Origin of the sequence: Microbacterium sp. NPDC089186, from assembly GCF_040685115.1 — a bacterium.
In the GTDB taxonomy this organism is placed as follows: domain Bacteria; phylum Actinomycetota; class Actinomycetes; order Actinomycetales; family Microbacteriaceae; genus Microbacterium; species Microbacterium galbum.
On record NZ_JBFBHJ010000002.1, the window covers coordinates 659,235 to 677,840 of the forward strand.

The 18,606-nt window shown below is 70.7% G+C and carries 20 protein-coding genes; 8 read left to right on the forward strand and 12 right to left on the reverse strand.

Annotated elements, in window-relative coordinates:
- Positions 1-44: 44 nt before the first annotated feature.
- Both AB0N82_RS09440 and AB0N82_RS09445 read right to left on the reverse strand, forming a co-directional pair.
- The gene (locus AB0N82_RS09440) at positions 45-746 is read right to left on the reverse strand and encodes a DedA family protein (RefSeq protein WP_315995124.1); all 702 of its coding nucleotides are present in this window, start codon (positions 744-746) and stop codon (positions 45-47) included.
- A 100-nt stretch (positions 747-846) separates the two neighbouring features.
- Complete coding sequence (locus tag AB0N82_RS09445; protein WP_363390828.1) at positions 847-1,401, reverse strand: DUF6264 family protein; 555 nt, start codon at positions 1,399-1,401, stop codon at positions 847-849.
- A 15-nt stretch (positions 1,402-1,416) separates the two neighbouring features.
- Here AB0N82_RS09445 and aspS point away from each other — a divergent pair, with 15 nt between their 5' ends.
- Positions 1,417-2,757, forward strand: a complete 1,341-nt coding sequence (aspS, locus tag AB0N82_RS09450; RefSeq protein WP_315995126.1) for an aspartate--tRNA(Asn) ligase — start codon at positions 1,417-1,419, stop codon at positions 2,755-2,757.
- Between the two features lie 73 nt (positions 2,758-2,830).
- Entirely contained in the window at positions 2,831-3,895 is a 1,065-nt protein-coding gene (locus AB0N82_RS09455) for an ABC transporter ATP-binding protein (protein ID WP_363390832.1), read from the forward strand.
- 39 nt (positions 3,896-3,934) lie between these two features.
- Here the strand turns inward: AB0N82_RS09455 and AB0N82_RS09460 are convergent, their stop codons facing one another.
- From AB0N82_RS09460 to AB0N82_RS09485, 6 genes are all read right to left on the reverse strand, one after another.
- A complete protein-coding gene (locus AB0N82_RS09460; RefSeq protein WP_315995128.1) occupies positions 3,935-4,237 on the reverse strand; it encodes a Dabb family protein in 303 nt (100 codons plus the stop codon).
- Complete coding sequence (locus AB0N82_RS09465) at positions 4,234-4,512, reverse strand: glutaredoxin family protein (protein WP_315995129.1); 279 nt, start codon at positions 4,510-4,512, stop codon at positions 4,234-4,236. Before AB0N82_RS09465 ends, AB0N82_RS09460 begins: the two co-directional genes overlap by 4 nt.
- Before the next feature lie 40 nt (positions 4,513-4,552).
- Positions 4,553-4,846: a rhodanese-like domain-containing protein gene (locus AB0N82_RS09470; RefSeq protein ID WP_315995130.1), complete on the reverse strand. Its 294-nt coding sequence runs from the start codon at positions 4,844-4,846 to the stop codon at positions 4,553-4,555.
- Between the two features lie 117 nt (positions 4,847-4,963).
- Entirely contained in the window at positions 4,964-5,062 is a 99-nt protein-coding gene (locus AB0N82_RS09475; protein ID WP_003792170.1) for an AURKAIP1/COX24 domain-containing protein, read from the reverse strand.
- Positions 5,063-5,145: 83 nt separating this feature from the next.
- Entirely contained in the window at positions 5,146-5,337 is a 192-nt protein-coding gene (locus tag AB0N82_RS09480; protein ID WP_076677409.1) for a helix-turn-helix domain-containing protein, read from the reverse strand.
- A gap of 136 nt (positions 5,338-5,473) precedes the next feature.
- Positions 5,474-5,869: a metalloregulator ArsR/SmtB family transcription factor gene (locus AB0N82_RS09485; RefSeq protein ID WP_315995131.1), complete on the reverse strand. Its 396-nt coding sequence runs from the start codon at positions 5,867-5,869 to the stop codon at positions 5,474-5,476.
- Positions 5,870-5,937: 68 nt separating this feature from the next.
- Here AB0N82_RS09485 and AB0N82_RS09490 point away from each other — a divergent pair, with 68 nt between their 5' ends.
- Complete coding sequence (locus AB0N82_RS09490) at positions 5,938-7,380, forward strand: potassium transporter TrkG (protein WP_315995132.1); 1,443 nt, start codon at positions 5,938-5,940, stop codon at positions 7,378-7,380.
- The gene (locus AB0N82_RS09495) at positions 7,373-8,044 is read left to right on the forward strand and encodes a TrkA family potassium uptake protein (RefSeq protein WP_056224009.1); all 672 of its coding nucleotides are present in this window, start codon (positions 7,373-7,375) and stop codon (positions 8,042-8,044) included. The genes AB0N82_RS09490 and AB0N82_RS09495 overlap by 8 nt, the downstream gene beginning before the upstream one ends.
- Before the next feature lie 143 nt (positions 8,045-8,187).
- Here the strand turns inward: AB0N82_RS09495 and AB0N82_RS09500 are convergent, their stop codons facing one another.
- Positions 8,188-8,475: a DUF1905 domain-containing protein gene (locus AB0N82_RS09500; protein WP_363390840.1), complete on the reverse strand. Its 288-nt coding sequence runs from the start codon at positions 8,473-8,475 to the stop codon at positions 8,188-8,190.
- Between the two features lies 1 nt (position 8,476).
- Positions 8,477-9,322: a pyrroline-5-carboxylate reductase gene (proC, locus tag AB0N82_RS09505; RefSeq protein WP_363390843.1), complete on the reverse strand. Its 846-nt coding sequence runs from the start codon at positions 9,320-9,322 to the stop codon at positions 8,477-8,479.
- A gap of 121 nt (positions 9,323-9,443) precedes the next feature.
- Here proC and AB0N82_RS09510 point away from each other — a divergent pair, with 121 nt between their 5' ends.
- Both AB0N82_RS09510 and AB0N82_RS09515 read left to right on the forward strand, forming a co-directional pair.
- Positions 9,444-10,556 (forward strand): alpha/beta hydrolase, encoded by a 1,113-nt coding sequence (locus AB0N82_RS09510; protein WP_363390846.1) that lies wholly within the window; start codon positions 9,444-9,446, stop codon positions 10,554-10,556.
- A 30-nt stretch (positions 10,557-10,586) separates the two neighbouring features.
- Positions 10,587-11,516, forward strand: a complete 930-nt coding sequence (locus AB0N82_RS09515; protein ID WP_363390849.1) for an LLM class F420-dependent oxidoreductase — start codon at positions 10,587-10,589, stop codon at positions 11,514-11,516.
- Positions 11,517-11,538: 22 nt separating this feature from the next.
- Here AB0N82_RS09515 and tadA read toward each other — a convergent pair whose 3' ends face one another.
- Positions 11,539-11,970: a tRNA adenosine(34) deaminase TadA gene (gene tadA, locus AB0N82_RS09520; protein ID WP_363391211.1), complete on the reverse strand. Its 432-nt coding sequence runs from the start codon at positions 11,968-11,970 to the stop codon at positions 11,539-11,541.
- 87 nt (positions 11,971-12,057) lie between these two features.
- Between tadA and upp the strand changes: the two genes are divergently transcribed.
- The gene (gene upp, locus AB0N82_RS09525) at positions 12,058-12,690 is read left to right on the forward strand and encodes a uracil phosphoribosyltransferase (protein ID WP_076677423.1); all 633 of its coding nucleotides are present in this window, start codon (positions 12,058-12,060) and stop codon (positions 12,688-12,690) included.
- 183 nt (positions 12,691-12,873) lie between these two features.
- On the opposite strand, the gene AB0N82_RS09530 is transcribed toward upp, so the two are convergent.
- Positions 12,874-16,416: a TM0106 family RecB-like putative nuclease gene (locus tag AB0N82_RS09530; RefSeq protein WP_363390852.1), complete on the reverse strand. Its 3,543-nt coding sequence runs from the start codon at positions 16,414-16,416 to the stop codon at positions 12,874-12,876.
- 109 nt (positions 16,417-16,525) lie between these two features.
- Between AB0N82_RS09530 and AB0N82_RS09535 the strand changes: the two genes are divergently transcribed.
- Positions 16,526-18,586: an NAD(+) synthase gene (locus AB0N82_RS09535; RefSeq protein ID WP_363390855.1), complete on the forward strand. Its 2,061-nt coding sequence runs from the start codon at positions 16,526-16,528 to the stop codon at positions 18,584-18,586.
- Positions 18,587-18,606 lie beyond the last annotated feature (20 nt).

Genomic DNA, 18,606 nt, shown 5'->3' on the forward strand with positions numbered 1-18,606 from the left:
GAGTCCGGATGCCGGTTGCCTCGACGTGGAGATATCCCGCCGGGTCAGGCGTCTTTGCGCGCGGCGAGCAGCGAGCGCACGCGCGAGTACAGGAACCACGCGAGACCGATGCCGACCGCCGCGATCACGATGTACTGCAGGATCGACGCGTACTCCTCCACGATGTGCCAGTTCTCGCCGAGCAGGTACCCGGCGAGAACGAAGATCGTGTTCCAGATGAGGCTGCCCGCACCCGTGAGGAGCCCGAAGCGCCAGAGCGGCATCTTCGCGACTCCCGCGGGGATGCTGATGAGGCTGCGGAAGATCGGGATCATGCGCCCGAAGAACACCGCCTTCCCCCCGTGCCTCTCGAACCAGGCGACCGTGCGATCGACGTCTTCGGGGTGCAGCAACGGCATCTTCGCGGCGAACGCACGCAGACGCCCCGCGCCCAGCCACCGCCCGAGCCCGTAGAGCGCGAAGGCGCCCACCACGGATCCGAGCGTGGTCCACAGCAGCGCCTCGAAGAGCGTGAACGAGCCGCGGCTCGCGGTGAGCCCGGCCATGGGCAGCACGACCTCGCTGGGCAACGGCGGGAAGAGGTTCTCGAGGGCGATCGCGACACCGGCGCCGACGGGGCCGATGACCTCCATGAGCGACACGGTCCAGTCGGCCAGCGAGGTCAGCCACGACTGGCCCTCCGTCGAGCCCGACCCGGCGCGCACCGGGGAGAGGGAGGGAGACAGGGAGAGGGTGACGTCGGTCATCGGGTGCCTTCGCGCTCGGTGATCGGCCGCCCGTGCGGGCGCCCACGAGTCAGGTTACGGGCCGGTCAGGCGCCGTTGCTGGGGGTTGCCCCGGAACGGTTCAGGATGCCGTGAGCCCGGCACCCACGAGCGCCGCGGCGATGAACCACACGGCGACCATCGAGAGGATCGCGACCAGCGGCACCCAGAACGCCAGGCGATGCCGTACGAGACGGATGATCGCCACGACGAGCCCGACCACGAGGATCACCCACGGCGCGATGACGGCGATCCAGAACCCGAGGTTCATCAGACCGGCGTCGCACGCCTGCGCTCCGCAGACGCGCGCGGCGGAGGCGAGGACGACACCCGCGTAGGAGGCCGCGAGCGCCAGGAGGGGCAGGAGCACCAGCAGAACGATGGTCGTCGCGACGTCCCACGGCCGGGGGGCACGCCCCCGTGGTTCCGGACGCAGCGTCCGGAACGACTCCGGGGGGAGGGAGAACGTCACGAGCGCCATCATAGGGATGCCGCGTCGGAATCCGAGGGTTCGCGCCCGCCCGGGCCTCGACGAGCGACGAGCGGCGTCTCTTCCGCCCGCCGCACGGGGCCCACGTCCCGCGACACCGGGCGACGAGGCGCGAGGACGGCGGGTGGGGGCCGCCACCACCCGCACGTAGACTGGTCGATCGTGAGCGAACGCGTCCTGGTCAACCAGCTGAAGTCCCTCCCCGCCGGCCCCGTCGAGGTGTCGGGATGGGTCGAAACCGTACGCGATCAGAAGAAGGTGCAGTTCGTCGTCCTCCGCGACGAGACGGGCGCCGTGCAGCTGGTCAACCCGGCGACCCGCCCGACGGAGGACGCCGCGGACCAGGATGCCGCGGCCCTCGCCCTGACCGAGACGATCGGCGCCCTCGCGACCGGCACCTTCCTGACGGTGCGCGGGGAGCTCAAGCACGACGAGCGTGTCAAGCTCGGCGGCGTCGAGATCAAGGTCGGCGAGCTCGTGATCGCTGCCGCGGCGAACCCCGAGACCCCGATCGCCGCCGATAGCAGCCCCGACAAGCGCATGGACTACCGCTTCATCGACCTGCGTCAGCGTCGCAACAACCTCATCTTCCGCGTGCAGACGACGCTCGAGCACGCCATGCGCACGTACTGGGTGGAGCGCGATTACATCGAGGTGCACTCGCCCAAGCTCATGGCATCCCCTTCGGAGTCCAACGCGGAGCTGTTCGAGGTTCCCTATTTCGAGGACAAGACGGCCTACCTCGCGCAGAGCCCGCAGTTCTTCAAGCAGATGGCCCAGGTCGCCGGCTTCGGCAAGATCTTCGAGATCGCGCCGGCCTTCCGCGCCGACCCCTCGTTCACGAGCCGTCACGCGACCGAGTTCACCTCGATCGACGCCGAGATCAGCTGGATCGACTCGCACGAAGATGTCGCCCGCATGCAGGAGGAGCTCCTGCAGACCGCGTTCCAGGCCGTCGCCGACAAGCACGGCGCGGAGATCCAGGAGCTGTTCGGCGTCGAGGTGCAGGTGCCCACCCTGCCGTTCCCGCGCATCCCGCTCGCCGAGGCCCGCGAGATCGTCGCCGCGCGCGGCTACGACATCCCCCGCACCGACGGCGACCTCGACCCGGAGGGCGAGCGTCAGATCGCGGCGCACGTGCAGGAGACCTACGGTCACCAGTTCGTGTTCATCACCGACTACCACCCCGCGATCCGCGCTTTCTACCACATGCGCGACGAGGAGACCGGACTCACCAAGTCGTACGACCTGCTGTTCAACGGCGTCGAGATCACCACGGGCGCGCAGCGCGAGCACCGCGTCGAGGTGCTCATCGAGCAGGCGAAGGAGAAGGGGCTCGACCCCGAGCACCTCGACTTCTACCTGGACTTCTTCCGCTTCGGCGCCCCGCCGCACGGTGGCTTCGGAATGGGCCTCGCCCGCGTGCTGATGCTGCTGCTCGGTGAGTCCTCGATCCGCGAGGTCACCTACCTCTTCCGCGGACCGACGCGTCTGGCCCCGTAAGTTTCGACCTGACGACGCCCGGGGTTCACCCCCCGGGCGTCGTCGTGTCATCCGGGGTCTCTAGCGTCGGGTCATGGTCGCCGTCACTCCGCTCGATTCCCCATCGGGAGGCGCGTCGCGCCCGACGGGCTGGACCATCGTGCTCGACGGCGTGCGTCGCGAGCGCGCGGGCACCGTCGTCCTGGACGACGTCGACCTCGATGTCGCCCCGGGCCGCATCGTCGGGCTGGTCGGCCCCTCGGGCTGCGGAGCCTCCACACTGCTGCGGCTCGTCGGCGGAGCCGAGCGACCCGACGCCGGGACGGTGACGATCGAGGGACGGGTGGGCGCTGCGGCGCCCCGCGTCGCGGAGGTGCGGGATCGCACCCCCGTCGCCCGCTTCGGCCGCGCCCGCGCGGCGATCGTGGCCGCAGCCCGGCAGGCGGGCGTGATCGACCCGGATGCCGAGGCCGACCGTCTCTGCGACCTGGTCGGCCTCTCGACGGGCCACAAGAGCGTGCACCGTCTCTCGCACGGCGACCGTCAGCGCTGGGCGGTGGCCCGCGCGCTGGCCTCGCGGCCCCGGGCCCTCGTGCTCGACGACGCCCTCGCCGCTCTGCACACGAGTGCTCGCGCCGAGACGCGCGACCGTCTCGTCCGGGAGCTCCGCGAGCGCGGTGTCACCACGCTCTGGGCGACGCGCGACACCGCCGAGGGGGCCGCGGTCGCCGATCACCTCGTCGTGATGGATGCCGGACGCATCGTGGCGGCGGGCAGCCCCGACGAGGTCTACGCCCGCGTCGCGGACGCGGCGGTTGCGGAGGTCCTCGGTCCGGTGAGTGCGGTGCCCGGGATCGTCGAGGGAGTGGTCGTCGAGGTCTGGGGGCAGGAGTTGCCGCTCGCGGGCTCCGCCCACGACGGGCACTGCGAGGTCGTCGTGCGGCCCGAGAACGTGCTGCTGGTCGGCCCCGACGTTCCGGGGATGGACGCCGTCGTGGAGGAGACGACGTTCCTGGGCAGCGTGCGGCGTTCGACCGTGCTCACCCGCGACGGCAGCCGCGTCGTCGTGGAACATGCGCCCGATCAGCGCGTCGACGACCGTGATGCGGTGCGCATCGCCCTCGCAGCCGTGCCGGCGACGGTGCGCCCGCTCGATTGACGACAGCCGACGGCGTCACCGCCGGCCCACGGCGACCCCTCAGAACGGGTAGTCGACGCAGGACCGCTCGGCGACCACCGAACGGACGAAGCCCGCGACCTCTTGGTGGGCCGGGTGCACCTGGTAGCGCTCCAGCGCATCCACGTCGGCGAACTCGCTGACCAGCGCGACATCCCAGTTGGACTGCGGGTTGGCCACGTTGCGCCCGACCTCGATGTGCGCGATGTCGTCGATGACCTCGCGAAGGGCCATCAGGCGCTCCGAGATCTGCTCGGCGTGCAGCGCACGGGTGTCGGCGTCGTCCGCCGCGAGCTTCCACAGGACGATGTGACGGATGCTCACGACGAGGCTCCTTCAGGATCTGCCGCCAGCAGCGCGGCACGGAGACGGTCGGCCGACACGCGCCAATGCGCGTGCAGGTCGCCGTCGATGAGGACGACCGGGATCTTCTCCCACCACGTGGCGAAGAGTGCGGGATCATCGGCGATCGACGCGTGCTCGATCTCGACGCGGTCCGCCACCTCGGCGGGGAGGCCGTCGACGACGCTCTCGACGATCTGCTCCGCCACGTCGCACAGATGGCACTCGGGCTTGCCGATCAGCGTGAGGGTCGTCACGCCTCCATCCTAGGAGGCGCGGACGGACGGGAGACGAAGGCTAGGCCTCGACGTCGTAGCCGGCGGCGATCCAGTCGCCCGTGCCGCCCTCGACGTTCGTCGCGTCGTGACCGCGCGCCGACAGGGCCTCGACGACACGCGCCGAGCGTCCGCCGGCCTGGCAGATCACATCGAACGGCTCGCCCGGGAGTTCGTCGAGGTGCTCGCCGATGCTCGACATCGGCATGTTGACGGCGCCGGGCACGTGGCCCGCGGCGAACTCGTGCTCCTCGCGCACGTCGATGAGGGGACGCTCGCGCCCCGCGTGCAGGTCGTGGACCGAGATGGACTGCATGCTTTCCTCCATGGAGACGGAACGAGCGGGCGCGGAGACGCCGCGCCGGTAGGCGGAACGTGCACGGATACACGAAGCGCCCGTCGCATCGGACAGGCGCTCGGTGTGGTGGCCGCGTTACTTCTTGTTGCGGCGCTGGTGACGAGTCTTGCGAAGCAGCTTGCGGTGCTTCTTCTTCGCCATGCGCTTACGGCGCTTCTTGATGACAGAACCCACGGAAAACCTCACTAAGTCGGGGTCTGGGTGCCGATGTCGGCGCCCGGGAACACTAGGCGTTCGGAAAAAAGCCTCGGATCAGTCTAGCCGACGTCGGACACCGGTCGCTGCACAGCCTCGACGACGGCCGATTCCGGCACGCGGTAGCTGCGTCCGAACCGCACCGCCGGCAGTTCGCCGGCGTGCACGAGACGGTAGACCGTCATCTTCGACACGCGCATCAGCTCGGCGACCTCGGCGACCGTCAGAAACCGCACGTCCGGCAGCTCGGCCATCGCTCACCCCTCGTTCCGGGTGAACTCACCCTCCTGATGCTGAGCACACTCTAGGGTCTGCGCGCGACGGCTGTAAACCTGTGGGCCCTCTGTGACGGATGTGCTGTGTGGACGCCGCACAGCGGCATCCGGATGCTCACCGGCCGGGAAGTTTTCGCAACGCCGTCGAGAAAGAGTGCTTGACGGATGCCGCGGCCCGGCCGACGACCTCGGCGGCGTGCACGGCGGACTCCGGCAGGGCCGGTTCGTTGTCTTCTTCGATGGAGAAGAAGGGCACCAGCCAATCATCGACCTCGTCGAGCGGAGCAACGGCGAGGCTGTAGTAGCGGTGCTGCCCCTCCTCGCGCACGGACACCAGCTCGGCCTCGCGCAGCACCTTCAGGTGCTTCGACACCGTCGGCTGGCTCACCCCGAGCGCCGCCACGATCTGGGAGACGCTCGTGCCCCGCTCACCGCCGGTCGCGCGGTCGAGGAGCAGCTGAAGGATGTCGCGACGCGTTCCGTCAGCGATCACGTCGAAGATGTCCGCCATGGCATCAGATTAGCCGCGCCCCGGCCCGAGTACCATGATTCGGGTTCGGGTATCGGAGGGAGCGGCGCATGGCGGCGACGCCGAATGAGGCGCGACTGCCGGTGCGCGCGCGGCGCATCGCCTACGAGGCATGGGATCGTCTGCGCAATCTCACGACGGCATCCCCGGCCCGTTTCGCCGTCCTCGTCTTCGCGACTCTCATCGCCCTCTTCACGGCGCTCTTCTCCCTCCCCGCCGCTTCCGCGACGGGCCAGCGCATCCCCCTCGCCGATGCCCTCTTCACCGCGGTGTCGACGATCTGCGTCACGGGTCTGTCGACGATCAACATGTACTCGGACCTGTCGCCGCTCGGCCGTGTCATCACGTACATCGGCGTGAACGTGGGCGCCCTCGGCGTGCTGACGCTGGCATCCATCCTCGGACTCGTCATCTCGAAGCGCCTGGGACTGCGGGCGAAGCTCATCGCCGCCGGAGACAGCAATCCGCTGCGCGCCCACGGCGGCCCGGTCAACGAAGGCCAGACCGTGCGCCTGGGAGAGGTCGGTCAGCTGCTGCGGACGGTGGCCCTGTCGACCCTCGTGATCGAGGCGGTCCTCACGGTGCTGATCTACCCCTCGTTGATCATCGGCGGCATCCATCCCCTGGTCGCCCTGTGGGAGGCGCCGTACTACGCGGCCATGGCGTTCACCAACACCGGCTTCATCCCGAACGCGGACGGGCTGACCCCGTTCGCCCAGGACTACTTCCTGCTGACCGTGCTGATGGCGGGGGTGTTCCTCGGGTCGATCGGGTTCCCCGTCATCTTCACGCTGTGGCGGCACTACTGGAAATTCCGCCTGTGGTCGCTGCACGCGAAGCTGACGATCATCACCACGGTGGTGCTCTTCTTCGTGGGAGCCGGCGTCATTCTCCTGCTGGAATACGACAACCCCCTCACATTCGGGAGCATGGATGCGTGGGACACCACGTTCCAGGCCTTCTTCCTCTCGGCCATGACGCGCTCCGGCGGCTTCAGCGTCATCGACATCGGCGACCTCAACGGGGCGACGCTGATCGTCGGATCCATGCTCATGTTCGTCGGCGGGGGTTCGGCATCCACCGCCGGCGGCATCAAGGTCACCACCCTCGCCGTGCTCGCCCTCGCGGTCTTCTCCGAGGCGAAGGGCCGCCCGTCGGTGCAGGCGTTCGGCCGCCGCATCCCCAGTGATGTGCAGCGCGTCGCCCTCTCGGTGGTCGCCTGGGGAGCGACGATCGTCGCGGTCTCGACGGTGACCATCAGTCGCATCACCGACGCGCCCATCGAGCATGTGCTGTTCGATGTCGTCTCGGGGTTCGCGACCGTGGGGCTCTCGACCGGACTCACCGCCGAGCTCTCCGACCCGGCCGTCTACGTGATGGCGGCCACGATGTTCATGGGGCGCATTGGTACAGTGACTCTCGCCGCGGCCGTGGCGGCATCGTCGCGGTCGCAGTTGTACGCGCTCCCCGTGGAAAGGCCCATCGTTGGTTGAACGCATCCGCAGTGACGCCCCCGTCCTGGTCATCGGCCTCGGGCGCTTCGGGGCGGCCTGCGCGGGCGAGCTCGACCGCCTCGACCGCGAGGTGCTCGCCGTCGACGGCAACCTCGAGCTCGTGCAGAAGTGGTCGGAGCGCGTCACCCACGCCGTCCAGGCCGACGCCCGCAACATCGACGCGCTCCGCCAGATCGGCGCGCAGGACTTCCAGGTCGCGGTCGTCGCCGTCGGGTCGCTGATCGAGGCCTCGGTGCTCATCACCGCCAATCTCGTCGACCTCAAGGTGCCGCAGATCTGGGCGAAGGCGGTGTCGCAGTCGCACGGCAAGATCCTCGCCCGCGTCGGCGCGAATCACGTCATCTACCCCGAGGCCGAGGCCGGAGAGCGCGTCGCCCACCTCGTGAGCGGGCGCATGCTCGACTTCATCCGCTTCGACGACGACTTCGTGCTGGCCAAGATGTACCCGCCGAAGCTCGTGCGCGGCGTGGGGCTGAACGAGTCGGGCGTCCGCAGCAAGTACAACGTCACGGTGGTCGGGGTGAAGAGCCCCGGACGCCCCTTCCGCTACGCCGAGGCGAACACGGTGGTCACCAATCACGACCTCATCATCGTCTCGGGCACGAACAGCGACATCGAGCGTTTCGCCTCCCTCGATCGCTGACACGGCGCCGCGGCGCGCCCTGCGTCCGCGCTGACGCGACCCTGCCGCGCGGCGGTCCCGGACGGGCGCCCTGCGAGCGCTCGACGCTCTCCCCGCCCGGGGGCTTTCGCCCCTTGCGAGAGCGGTCGCCGCGGGGAGACCCGTCACGCGTCGATGTCGAGCACGACCTCGATCTCGTCGTCGACGCCGAGCCCCTCGGCATCCTGGAGCGCCTTCTTGACCGGGACCACGTAACCGCCGTCCTTCGGCCAGAGGGCCGTCGCGACGCGCGTGGAGCCGACGGTGACGGAGGCCGGGATCATGCCCCAGCCGTACGTGACCACCCGCGAGACCTCGGCGATCATGGCCGCCTCCCGCGGCGGCACGGTGACGAAGTGGTACGGCGCGGGGCCGCGCCAGTACCAGATCGTGCCGGGGAAGCGCAGGCGCATGTCAGCTTCCGGCGGCGAGCTCTCTCGCCCGCGCCAGGGCCGCCTCGGCGCCCCGGGTGAACGTGTCGTCGAGGTGCGCCGCCTGCAGGACGGCGACCGCGCGCTCGGTGGTGCCCTTGGGGCTCGTGACCCGGCGGCGCAGCTCGGCGGGGTCGACGTCGGAGGCGTCCAGGAGCGTCGTCGCGCCGATGAAGGTCTGCTCGGCCAGCAGCCGGGCCTGGTCGTCGTCGAAGCCCATGCGTACGGCGGCCTTGGTGAACTCCTCCACCAGCAGGAAGACGTACGCCGGGCCCGAACCCGAGATCGTGGAGAGCGCGTCGATCTGCGCCTCGGGTACCTCCAGCACCGCGCCGACGGTCTCGAAGAGCGCTCGGACGACGGCGACGTCGTCGGCGGATGCCGCGGGTCCCGCCGCCAAGCCCGTCACGCCCTTGCCGACGAGCGACGGGGTGTTCGGCATCGACCGCAGGGTCGCGACCTCCTCGCCGAGGTGGTGAGCGAAGGTGGCGAGGGTCACTCCCGCGGCCAGGCTCACCACGATCGCCCCGGGCCGCAGGTGCGGCGCGATCTCGTCGAGCAGATCGGGCACCATGGCGGGCTTGACGCCGACGAGCACGATGTCGGCCTGCGCGACCGCCTCGGTGTTGCCCCGGGGGTTGGCCTCGAGAGCAACACTCGTCACGCCGTCGAGCTCGGCGAGCTCCGCGGCCTTGGCGATGGAGCGGTTGGTGGCGGTCACTCCCCCGTCGGCGAGTCCCGCGGCGACGAGTCCGCGGAGGATCGCACCGCCCATCGAACCGGCGCCGAGAATCGCGATCGGGGGCAGCGAGCTGGTGGCATCCGTCATGAAGCCCAGTCTACGAAGCAGCCCCGTCGCGCGGGGCAAGCCTGAGTGCGACCGAAAGGGGCGGGCGTTAGCATCGGAAGCCGGTGTACCGGGGCACCGGCGAGCGACACGGAGGACCTGCATGACTCTCTTCGACGGCATCAGCGCACGCCTGGTCGAGACCGACCGGCTGGGTGTCAACGTGCTCGAACGGGTCGGCGACGACCCGGCGACGACACCGGATCACACCGTCGTCTTCGTGCACGGCAATGTGTCGTCGTCGCTGTTCTGGCAGGAGATCATGCAGGACCTGCCGAGCGACCTGCGGGTGCTCGCGGTCGATCTCCGCGGGTTCGGACGCACCGAGCACACCCCGATCGACGCCACCCGCGGCGTCCGCGATTTCAGCGACGACCTCTTCGAGACCATGCAGGCGCTCGGCATCCCCGAGGCCCACCTCGTGGGGTGGTCGATGGGCGGGGGCGTCGTGATGCAGTACGCGCTCGATCACCCGGTGCGATCGCTCACACTGCAGTCCCCCGTGTCGCCCTTCGGGTTCGGTGGCACGCGACGCGACGGCACGCGCCTCACGGATGACGACGCGGGTACCGGCGCGGGCGGTGCGAACCCGGACTTCGTGCAGCGTCTCATCGATCACGACACCACGGCCGACGCACCCACGTCTCCGCGCTCGGTGTTCCGCTCCGGCTACGTCGCCCCGGGCTACACGAGCGAGCACGAGGACGTGTGGGTCGAGTCGATGCTCACCACCTCGACCGCCGGTGGCAACTACCCCGGGGATGCCGTGACCACCGCGACGTGGCCGGGATTCGCCCCGGGGACCACGGGCGTGCTGAACACCCTGGCGCCGAAGTACTTCGACGTCTCGGGGATCGTCGACCTCGACCCCAAGCCGCCCATCCTCTGGATCTACGGCACCGCCGACGCGATCGTCTCGGACGCGTCGTTCTACGATCTCAACCACCTCGGCGCCCTCGGCGTCGTTCCGGGATGGCCGGGCGCCGACGTCGCACCGGCCCAGCCGATGGTCTCGCAGACCCGCGACGTGCTCGCGGCCTATGCCGAGAAAGGCGGGGAGGTGACCGAGGTCCCGGTCGAGGGTGCGGGGCACTCGGTGCACCTCGAGCGTCCGGCGCAGTTCCGCCGCGCCCTGCTCACCCACATCGGTTACGTGGGCCGCCCCGCCGACCCGGCGCCGCCCACCGAGGCCATCATCCTGCGTTCGGCCGACTGACCTCCCCCCCTCGACCCCCCGGAGACCCTCGTGGAGTACTGCCTGTTCACCGAGCCCCAGCAGGGCTTCAGCTACGACGACCAACTCGCCTTCGCGCAGTCGGCCGAGCGCCACGGTCTCGACGGCTTCTTCCGGTCCGACCACTACCTCCGCATGGGCGAGGGCGACCCGCGCCCCGGCCCCACCGACGCGTGGACGACGCTCGCCGGCCTCGCCCGGGAGACCTCTCGCATCCGCCTCGGAACCCTCGTCTCGTCGGTCACCTACCGCGTCCCCTCGATCCTGGCGATCCAGGTCGCCCAGGTCGACGCGATGTCGGGCGGTCGTGCCGAGCTCGGCCTCGGCACGGGCTGGTTCGAGCGGGAGCACGCGGCTTACGGCATCCCGTTCCCCGCGAAGCGGTTCGACCTGCTCGAGGAACAGCTCCAGGTCGTCACGGGCCTGTGGCAGACCCCGGATGCCGAGACCTTCAGCTTCGAGGGCGTGCACTACCGGCTCGACGAGGCGCCCGCCCTGCCGAAGCCCGTCCAGCCGCAGGTCCCCGTGATCGTCGGGGGCGGAGGACCGAAGCGCACTCCCGCGCTCGCGGCTCGCTATGCGACCGAGTTCAACATCGGTTTCGTCGCCGAGGACGTCGTCGCCGAGAAGTTCACCGTCGTTCGCGCGGCGTGCGAGGCGATCGACCGCGATCCCGCCTCGCTGAAGCTGTCGGTGGCCCTGCCCACCATCGTCGGGCGCGACGACGCCGAGATCTCGCGTCGCGCCGAAGCCGTCGGCCAATCGCGGGAGCAGTTCGACAACGGCGCCAACCTCATCGGCACCCCCGCGCAGATCGCCGAGAAGGTCGAACGGCTGCGCGCGCTCGGCGCGGAGCGCGTCTATTTCCAGCTCATGGACCTGCGCGACATCGAGCACGCCGACCTCGTCGGCGCCGAGGTGCTGCCCCTCCTGCCTCGCTGACGGCCGTCGGGCGCGGGAACGCTCAGCGGCGGCCCGCGAAGAAGGAGCGCAGCTGCGCGGCCGCCCGCTTCTCCTCGACCCCGCCGACCACCTCGACACGATGCGGCAGGCGCCGGTCGCGCAGAACGTCGTACATGGATCCCGCGGCGCCCGCCTTGGCATCCCACGATCCGAACACGACGCGGGGCACGCGCGCCTGCAGGATCGCCCCGGCGCACATGACGCAGGGCTCCAGCGTCACCACGAGCGTGCAGTCGGCGAGGTGCCAGGACCCGATCCGGGATGCCGCTTCGCGCAGGGCCACGATCTCGGCGTGCGCCGTGGGATCGTTCGTGACCTCGCGGAGATTGCGGCCCTCACCGATGACGGTGCCGTCCGCATCGAGGACCACGGCGCCCACCGGGACGTCGCCGTCGCCCTGCGCGTCGTCGGCGAGGGCGAAGGCGCGACGCATCGCGGCGAGGTCGCGATCGGTGGGCGTCACGGGGGCTCCGGAAAACGAGGGCTGAGGCGCGCGGGGGAAGCGGTTAGCCTTGAGCCTATGCGTGTCCACGTCGCCGACCACCCCCTCATCACCCACAAGCTCACGGTGCTGCGTGACGTGCAGACGTCGTCGCCGGTGTTCCGGCAGCTCACCGAGGAGCTCGTCACGCTCCTCGCGTACGAGGCGACCCGGAACGTCCGCGTCGACCCCATCGAGATCCAGACGCCCGTCACCACCACGATGGGGGTGAAGATCAGCGAGCCGCGCCCGATCGTCGTGCCGATCCTGCGCGCGGGTCTCGGCATGCTCGAGGGCATGGTCAAGCTCCTCCCCACCGCCGAGGTCGGCTTCCTGGGCATGGTGCGCGACGAAGAGACCTTCGAGCCCACGACGTACGCCGAGCGTCTGCCCGACGACCTGAGCGACCGTCAGTGCTTCGTGCTCGACCCGATGCTCGCGACGGGCGGGTCGCTCGGCGCCGCCATCAAATTCCTCTTCGCCCGCGGAGCGCAGGACGTCACGGCGATCTGCCTGCTCGGCGCCCCGGAGGGTGTCGCGGCGATCGAGAAGCAGGTCGAGGGGCACGACGTGACCCTGGTCCTGGGCGCCGTCGACGAGCGCCTCAACGAGAAGGGGTACATCGTGCCCGGACTCGGTGACGCGGGCGACCGCCTGTACGGCACGGCCTGACGGAGCCCGTCGAGGTCAGGCGTCGGCGCCCACCGGACGCGCGGACGCACTGCGGCGGGCTCCCCTCGGTACCCCACCGCCCGACGCCGCCCCTCGACGTCAGGCGTCGGCGCCCACCAGACGCGCGAACGCACTGCGGCGGGCTGCCGTCGGTACCCCACGGCCCGACGCCGCCCGTCGACGTCAGGCGTCGGCGCCGATCAGACGCGCGAACGCGCTGAGGCGTGCGACGCCCTCGGGCGTGCGGGGCAGGTCGTCGAGCAGAGCAGGCGACGAGATGACGTACGCCGCCTGCATCGCGCGCGAGATGGCGACGTTGATGCGGTTGCGCAGTAGCAGGAACTCGAGCCCGCGCGGGGCGTCCCGGCCCGATGACGCCGCCAGGGTGAGGATCGCGACCACCGCCTCCTTCCCTTGGAACCTGTCGACCGTCCCGACGGGGACGTCGCCGTAGCCCGCCGCGGCCAGCGCTTCCTCGACGGCGACCTGCTGCGCGTTGTACGGGGTGATGACGATGATGTCGTCGGCGCGCAGTGCACGAGGAGGCTCCACCGTCGCGGAATCTCCGGCCCCGCCCTCGGCCCCCGTCCACTCGCGACCGACCAGGTCGGCGACAGTGCGCACGACCTCGTCGGCTTCCTCCGGCGATGCCGTGGCGTTGCCCCGGTGCGGCACCGGACGCACGTGCACGCCCGGGGCGATGCCGTCGAGCTGCCGGAGCGCCGTGGACGGGTGCGCCGCGAGGCGACCCTCGTACGACAGGCGCGACACCGGCTCCGCGACCGCGGGGTGCATACGGCGGGTGCGCGCGAGGAAGTACCCCAGTTCGGGGGGCACGACCTCGGCCCCGTCGATGATCCACCCCAGCGCCGACGTGTCGACGGGCTCGGGGTGCGTGCCCTGGCTGACCTGCGGGAGCTGCTGCGGATCGCCGAGAAGGAGCAGACGGGTCGCGGCGAGGGAGACGGCGATGGTCGAAGCCAGCGAGAACTGACCCGCTTCATCGATGACGAGGAGGTCGAGGCTGCCGCGGGGAATGCGCGCCTCGTGACTGAAGTCCCAGGCGGTGCCGCCCACGACGAATCCGTGCGCCGCGTTCTCGCCGGTGAAGGCCGCGACGCCGTTCTTGGGCAGCACCGTGAACGCGTGCGCGGCGCCGGGGTCTTTCGGCGCCTTGCCGACCCGGGACGCCGGCACACCCGCCGCGATGACCCGGTCGAGCATGTGCTCGATGGTGGCGTGAGACTGCGCCACCACGCCCACACGGAAGCCGCGCTCGGCCACCAGCCGCGCGATGACGTGCGACCCGACGTACGTCTTGCCGGTGCCCGGGGGTCCCTGCACCGCGAGGTAGCTGTGGTCGAGGTCGGCGACGCTGCGGGCGATCGCCGCGACCTCGTCGTCGCCGGCACCGCCCGCGGTGGCGGTCACGGGGGCGAGTGCGCCGGACCGGGTGCGCGGGGGGATGCGGCGCAGGATGTCGGCCGCGGGGCCGTCGGGGATACTCGGCGCGGCAGCGAGCACCGCATCGGCCCACGCGTCGATCGCCTTCTGCTGGTTGCCGGCCCGCGGCGGGGCGGGAGGAGTGAGGGCGAGCGGCAGATCGTCCCAGGTGACACCGTCGGCCGCGATCTCCTCGATCACCACGCCGTCGTCAAGCACCTCGCGCACCGTCACGCGGCGCGCACCGTGGATCCAGCGGGGGCGCGTCTCGAGGGGGAACGGCGCGGGGAGGTCGTAGACGGCGAAGGGTTCGGCATCCGGGCTCACCCGGGTACCGGGAGCCAGCTCGCCGCGCAGCTCGACCAGACGCCGCTCGGACCCGCGTCCCGATTCGGAGATGTGCCAGTCGGTCCGCACCCGGGAGCGCGCCGCGTCGACGACGATCACGTCGCGCGTCTCCTCCCACACCGACAGCGGCTCGCGCAGGCGCAGGAAGTGCGTGGCCCAGTAGGTCTTCTCTTCTCGCGGGTAGTAGTCGATCGCGGCGGCTGCGAGCCGCAGGGCTGTGGCGTCGGGCTCCGCGGCATCGGCGGCCCACCTCTGCAGCGCCGTCGCGCGCGGCGACGGCTCGTACGCCTGCTCGTCGGGCTCGGCACTGCGCGAGGGGACGGCTCCCGACTCGCGCGCCCGATCGACCAGCCAGTCGCGCAGGCGCCGGGTGGAGACGCAGTCGTAGCGGTTGTAGTCGGCGAGGTCGTCGAGCACGCGTCGGGCGCCCGCGGCGTCGCCGTCGGCGGCCAGGGCCCGCGCCTCGACGTACTTGACGATGGAGTCGTCGCCGCGCTGGACGTCGCTCGTGCGCACCTCGTCGCCCATGTAGAGCGGTTCGAGCTTCTTGATGGAGTAGGACCGCGACCCCACGCGCAAGGCGCGCCGGACCACCGGGTAGAGGTCGACGAACACCCCGTCGCGCAGGAGCCGGTCGACGTCGGCCTCGCGCACGCCGTAGCGGGCCGCCATGGTGAGCAGATGCGTCGGCTCGTAGGGGGCGTAGTGGTAGATGTGCATCCCCGGGTACTGCTGACGACGCAGAGCGACCATGTCGAGGAACCGTTCGAGGGCGGCGCGTTCCTCGGCGAACGTGTGCGCCCACAGGGCGCCGTAGGTCTCTCGGCTGTCGACCCAGCCGAAGAGGTAGTCGATGCCCCAATGCTCGCCGGTGCCCTCGGTGTAGAGCGGGTCGCCCTCGAAGTCGAAGAACAGGTCGCCGTGATCGGGCCGGGGCAGCACGCCGAGCGATTTGGGCGCGACGACCTCGAACGTCGGTACGGCGTAGGCGGGGACCTCGGCGCTGGGCACGCCCGCGGGGCTCTCGAGCTGCAGTCGCGCCTGTGTCCGCAGCGAGGCGAACGTGTCGGCGCTCATCGAGGTCGGAGCCTGCGCGCCTGCGGCCAGCTCGTCGATCGTTCGAATGCCGGCGGCGCGAAGCCGCTCGCGCTGCACCGGTCGCATGCCCGCCACGAGCAGCAGGTCGCGGTGCGCGACCACCTCGAGTTCGCAGGTCGCGCAGCGGCCGCACGCCACGACGTCGAGGGCACCCCGACCGTCGCCCCAGGCGATCGCCTCGCCCGCGGCCCCTCGCGCGACATCGCGATCGGCGATCAGGGCGCGCAGACGCGCACGGCGCAACGCGAAGACCGGCAACAGGTCGTCGACCCGATGCGTGCTGGTCGTGCCGTCGCCGAGGAGCAGCTGCACGTCATCGGACCTCCGTACGCCGAGCCGATCGAGCTGGTCGACGTAGGCCGCGAGCTGCATGAGCGCGGTGACACGCGCCCGACGTGCGAGCTTCGTGTCTTGCACGATCCAGGGACGGATGCCGTCGGCATCCGCTTCGTCGGCGCGCACGAGGAAGTCGGCGAAGCCGACGAACTCGGCCGTCGAGAACGCGGCCTGATAGACGACCTCGACGGCGGGATCGGCGAGGGCGTCGTCGGTGAGGCGCACCGCCTCGGCGAGGGCCTCGGCGTCGGACGAACGGGCGGCGGGGATCTCACGTACCGCGTCGCCGAACCGCGCGCGGTAGTCGTCGAGGACGCGCAGCTCGTGGGCGGTGCCGAGACGAGCGGCACGCTCCAGGGTGGCGTCTTCGGGATCGTCGACGGGGGCGACCCGTCCGAGCTTCGCGTCGATCGCTCGGAGCCAGGCGAACTCGCATTCCGCCGCCGCCTTGAGGTCGCTGGCGCTCCACACGACCCGATCGTCCTGCTCGATGTACCGCATGGTGTTCCACGCTAATCGCGACCTCCGACATCGGGTTCACGGCATCCACAGGGTGACCGTCGCGCACATCCGCCGTCGCGCTGTCGGACGGGCCTGACAGACTGGTCCGGTGATCACCGATCTGCCGTTCGAGAGCGTCTACCGGCACGGGTTCGCGCGCGTCGCCGCCTGCACCGTCCCCGTCGCGGTGGCGGACCCCGCCACCAACGTCGACGCCGTACTGACGTCCGCTCGCGCCTGTCACGACGAAGGCGTCGCCGTCGCCGTCTTCCCCGAGCTCTGCCTCACCGGATACGCAATCGACGACCTCGTCATGCAGGATCCGCTGCTCGACGCCGTCGAGGCGGCCCTCGACCGGCTGATCACCGCCTCGGCCGACCTCCTTCCGGTGCTGCTGGTCGGGGCACCACTGCGCCACGGAAACCGCCTCTTCAACTGCGCCGTGGTGGTCCACCGCGGGCGCGTGCTCGGGGTGGCCCCGAAGGCGTACCTGCCGACCTACCGCGAGTTCTACGAGCACCGCTGGTACGCCCGGGGCGACGATCAAGCGGGTCAGGTCATCACGGTGGCCGGCCGCAGCGCCCCGTTCGGCCCCGACCTCCTCTTCGAGGCGGTCGACGTGCCGGGCCTCATCCTGCACGCCGAGGTGTGCGAAGACGTCTGGGTCCCCGTACCCCCGTCATCGGGTGCGGCTCTGGCCGGGGCGACGGTGCTCGCCAACCTCTCCGGCAGCCCCATCACGATCGGCCGGGCCGACGATCGCACGCTCCTGTCCCAGTCGCAGTCGCTGCGCTGTCTCGCCGCCTACGTCTACGCGGCGGCGGGGCAGGGCGAGTCGACGAACGACGTGTCGTGGGACGGCCAGACGATGATCCACGAGGGCGGGCAGCTGCTGGCCACGACCGAACGCTTCCCCGACGGTCCCCGTCGCAGCGTCGCCGACGTGGACCTCGACCGCCTCCGCCAGGACCGCCTGCGGCAGGGAACCTTCGACGACAATCGGCGCACCGTCAACCCGGTGTTCCGCACGGTCTCGTTCGAGCTGGCGCCGCCCGCGACCGACGTCGGGCTGCGGCGCGCGCTCGACCGTTTCCCGTTCGTCCCCGACGACCCCGACCGCCTCGCCCAGGACTGCTACGAGGCGTTCAACATCCAGGTGTCGGGCCTGGTTCAGCGTCTCGAGGCGATCGGCCGGCCCCGTCCCGTGCTCGGAGTGAGCGGTGGACTGGATTCCACCCACGCCCTGCTCGTCATCGCCCGTGCCATGGACCGTATGGGGCGCCCGCGCAGCGACATCCTCGCGTACACCCTCCCGGGATTCGCGACCAGCGACAAGACGAAGAGGAACGCGATCGCCCTCGCCGAGGCTGTCGGAGCGACGATCGAGGAGATCGACATCCGTCCCGCGGCATCCGAGATGCTCTCCCGCATGGGCCACCCCTTCGCCGCGGGCGAACCGGTGCACGACGTGACTTTCGAGAACGTGCAGGCCGGCCTGCGCACCGACTACCTCTTCCGCCTCGCCAACATGAACGGCGGCATCGTCGTGGGCACCGGCGACCTCTCCGAGATCGCGCTCGGATGGTCGACCTACGGCGTCGGCGACCAGATGAGCCACTACTCGGTGAACCCGGGCGTGCCGAAGACGCTCATCCAGCACGTCATCCGCTGGGTCATCGGCTCGGGCGAGCTGAGCCCCGAGACGGTCACCGTGCTGCAGGCGGTGCTCGACACCGAGATCAGTCCCGAGCTCGTCCCCGCGGGTCAAGACGGACGCATGCAGTCGACCGAAGACCGCATCGGCCCGTACAACCTGCACGACTTCACGCTCTACCACGTGCTGCGCTTCGGGTTCCGACCCTCGAAGATCGCCTTCCTCGCGGCGCACGCCTGGTCGGATCCGGATGCCGGAGCCTGGCCGCCCGGCTACCCCGAAGGCGAGCGGCCGTCGTACGACCTCGTCACCGTGGCGAAGTGGCTCGAGGTCTTCCTCTCCCGCTTCTTCGGGTTCGCGCAGTTCAAGCGCACAGCCATCCCGAACGGGCCGAAGGTCTCGCCCGCGGGATCGCTGTCGCCGCGCGGAGACTGGCGCGCCCCGTCCGACGGCAACGCCCGCGCGTGGCTGGCCGATCTGCACGCGGCCGTGCCGCAGGCTTTCACGCACGACTGACGGCGCGACGGACGAGGAGC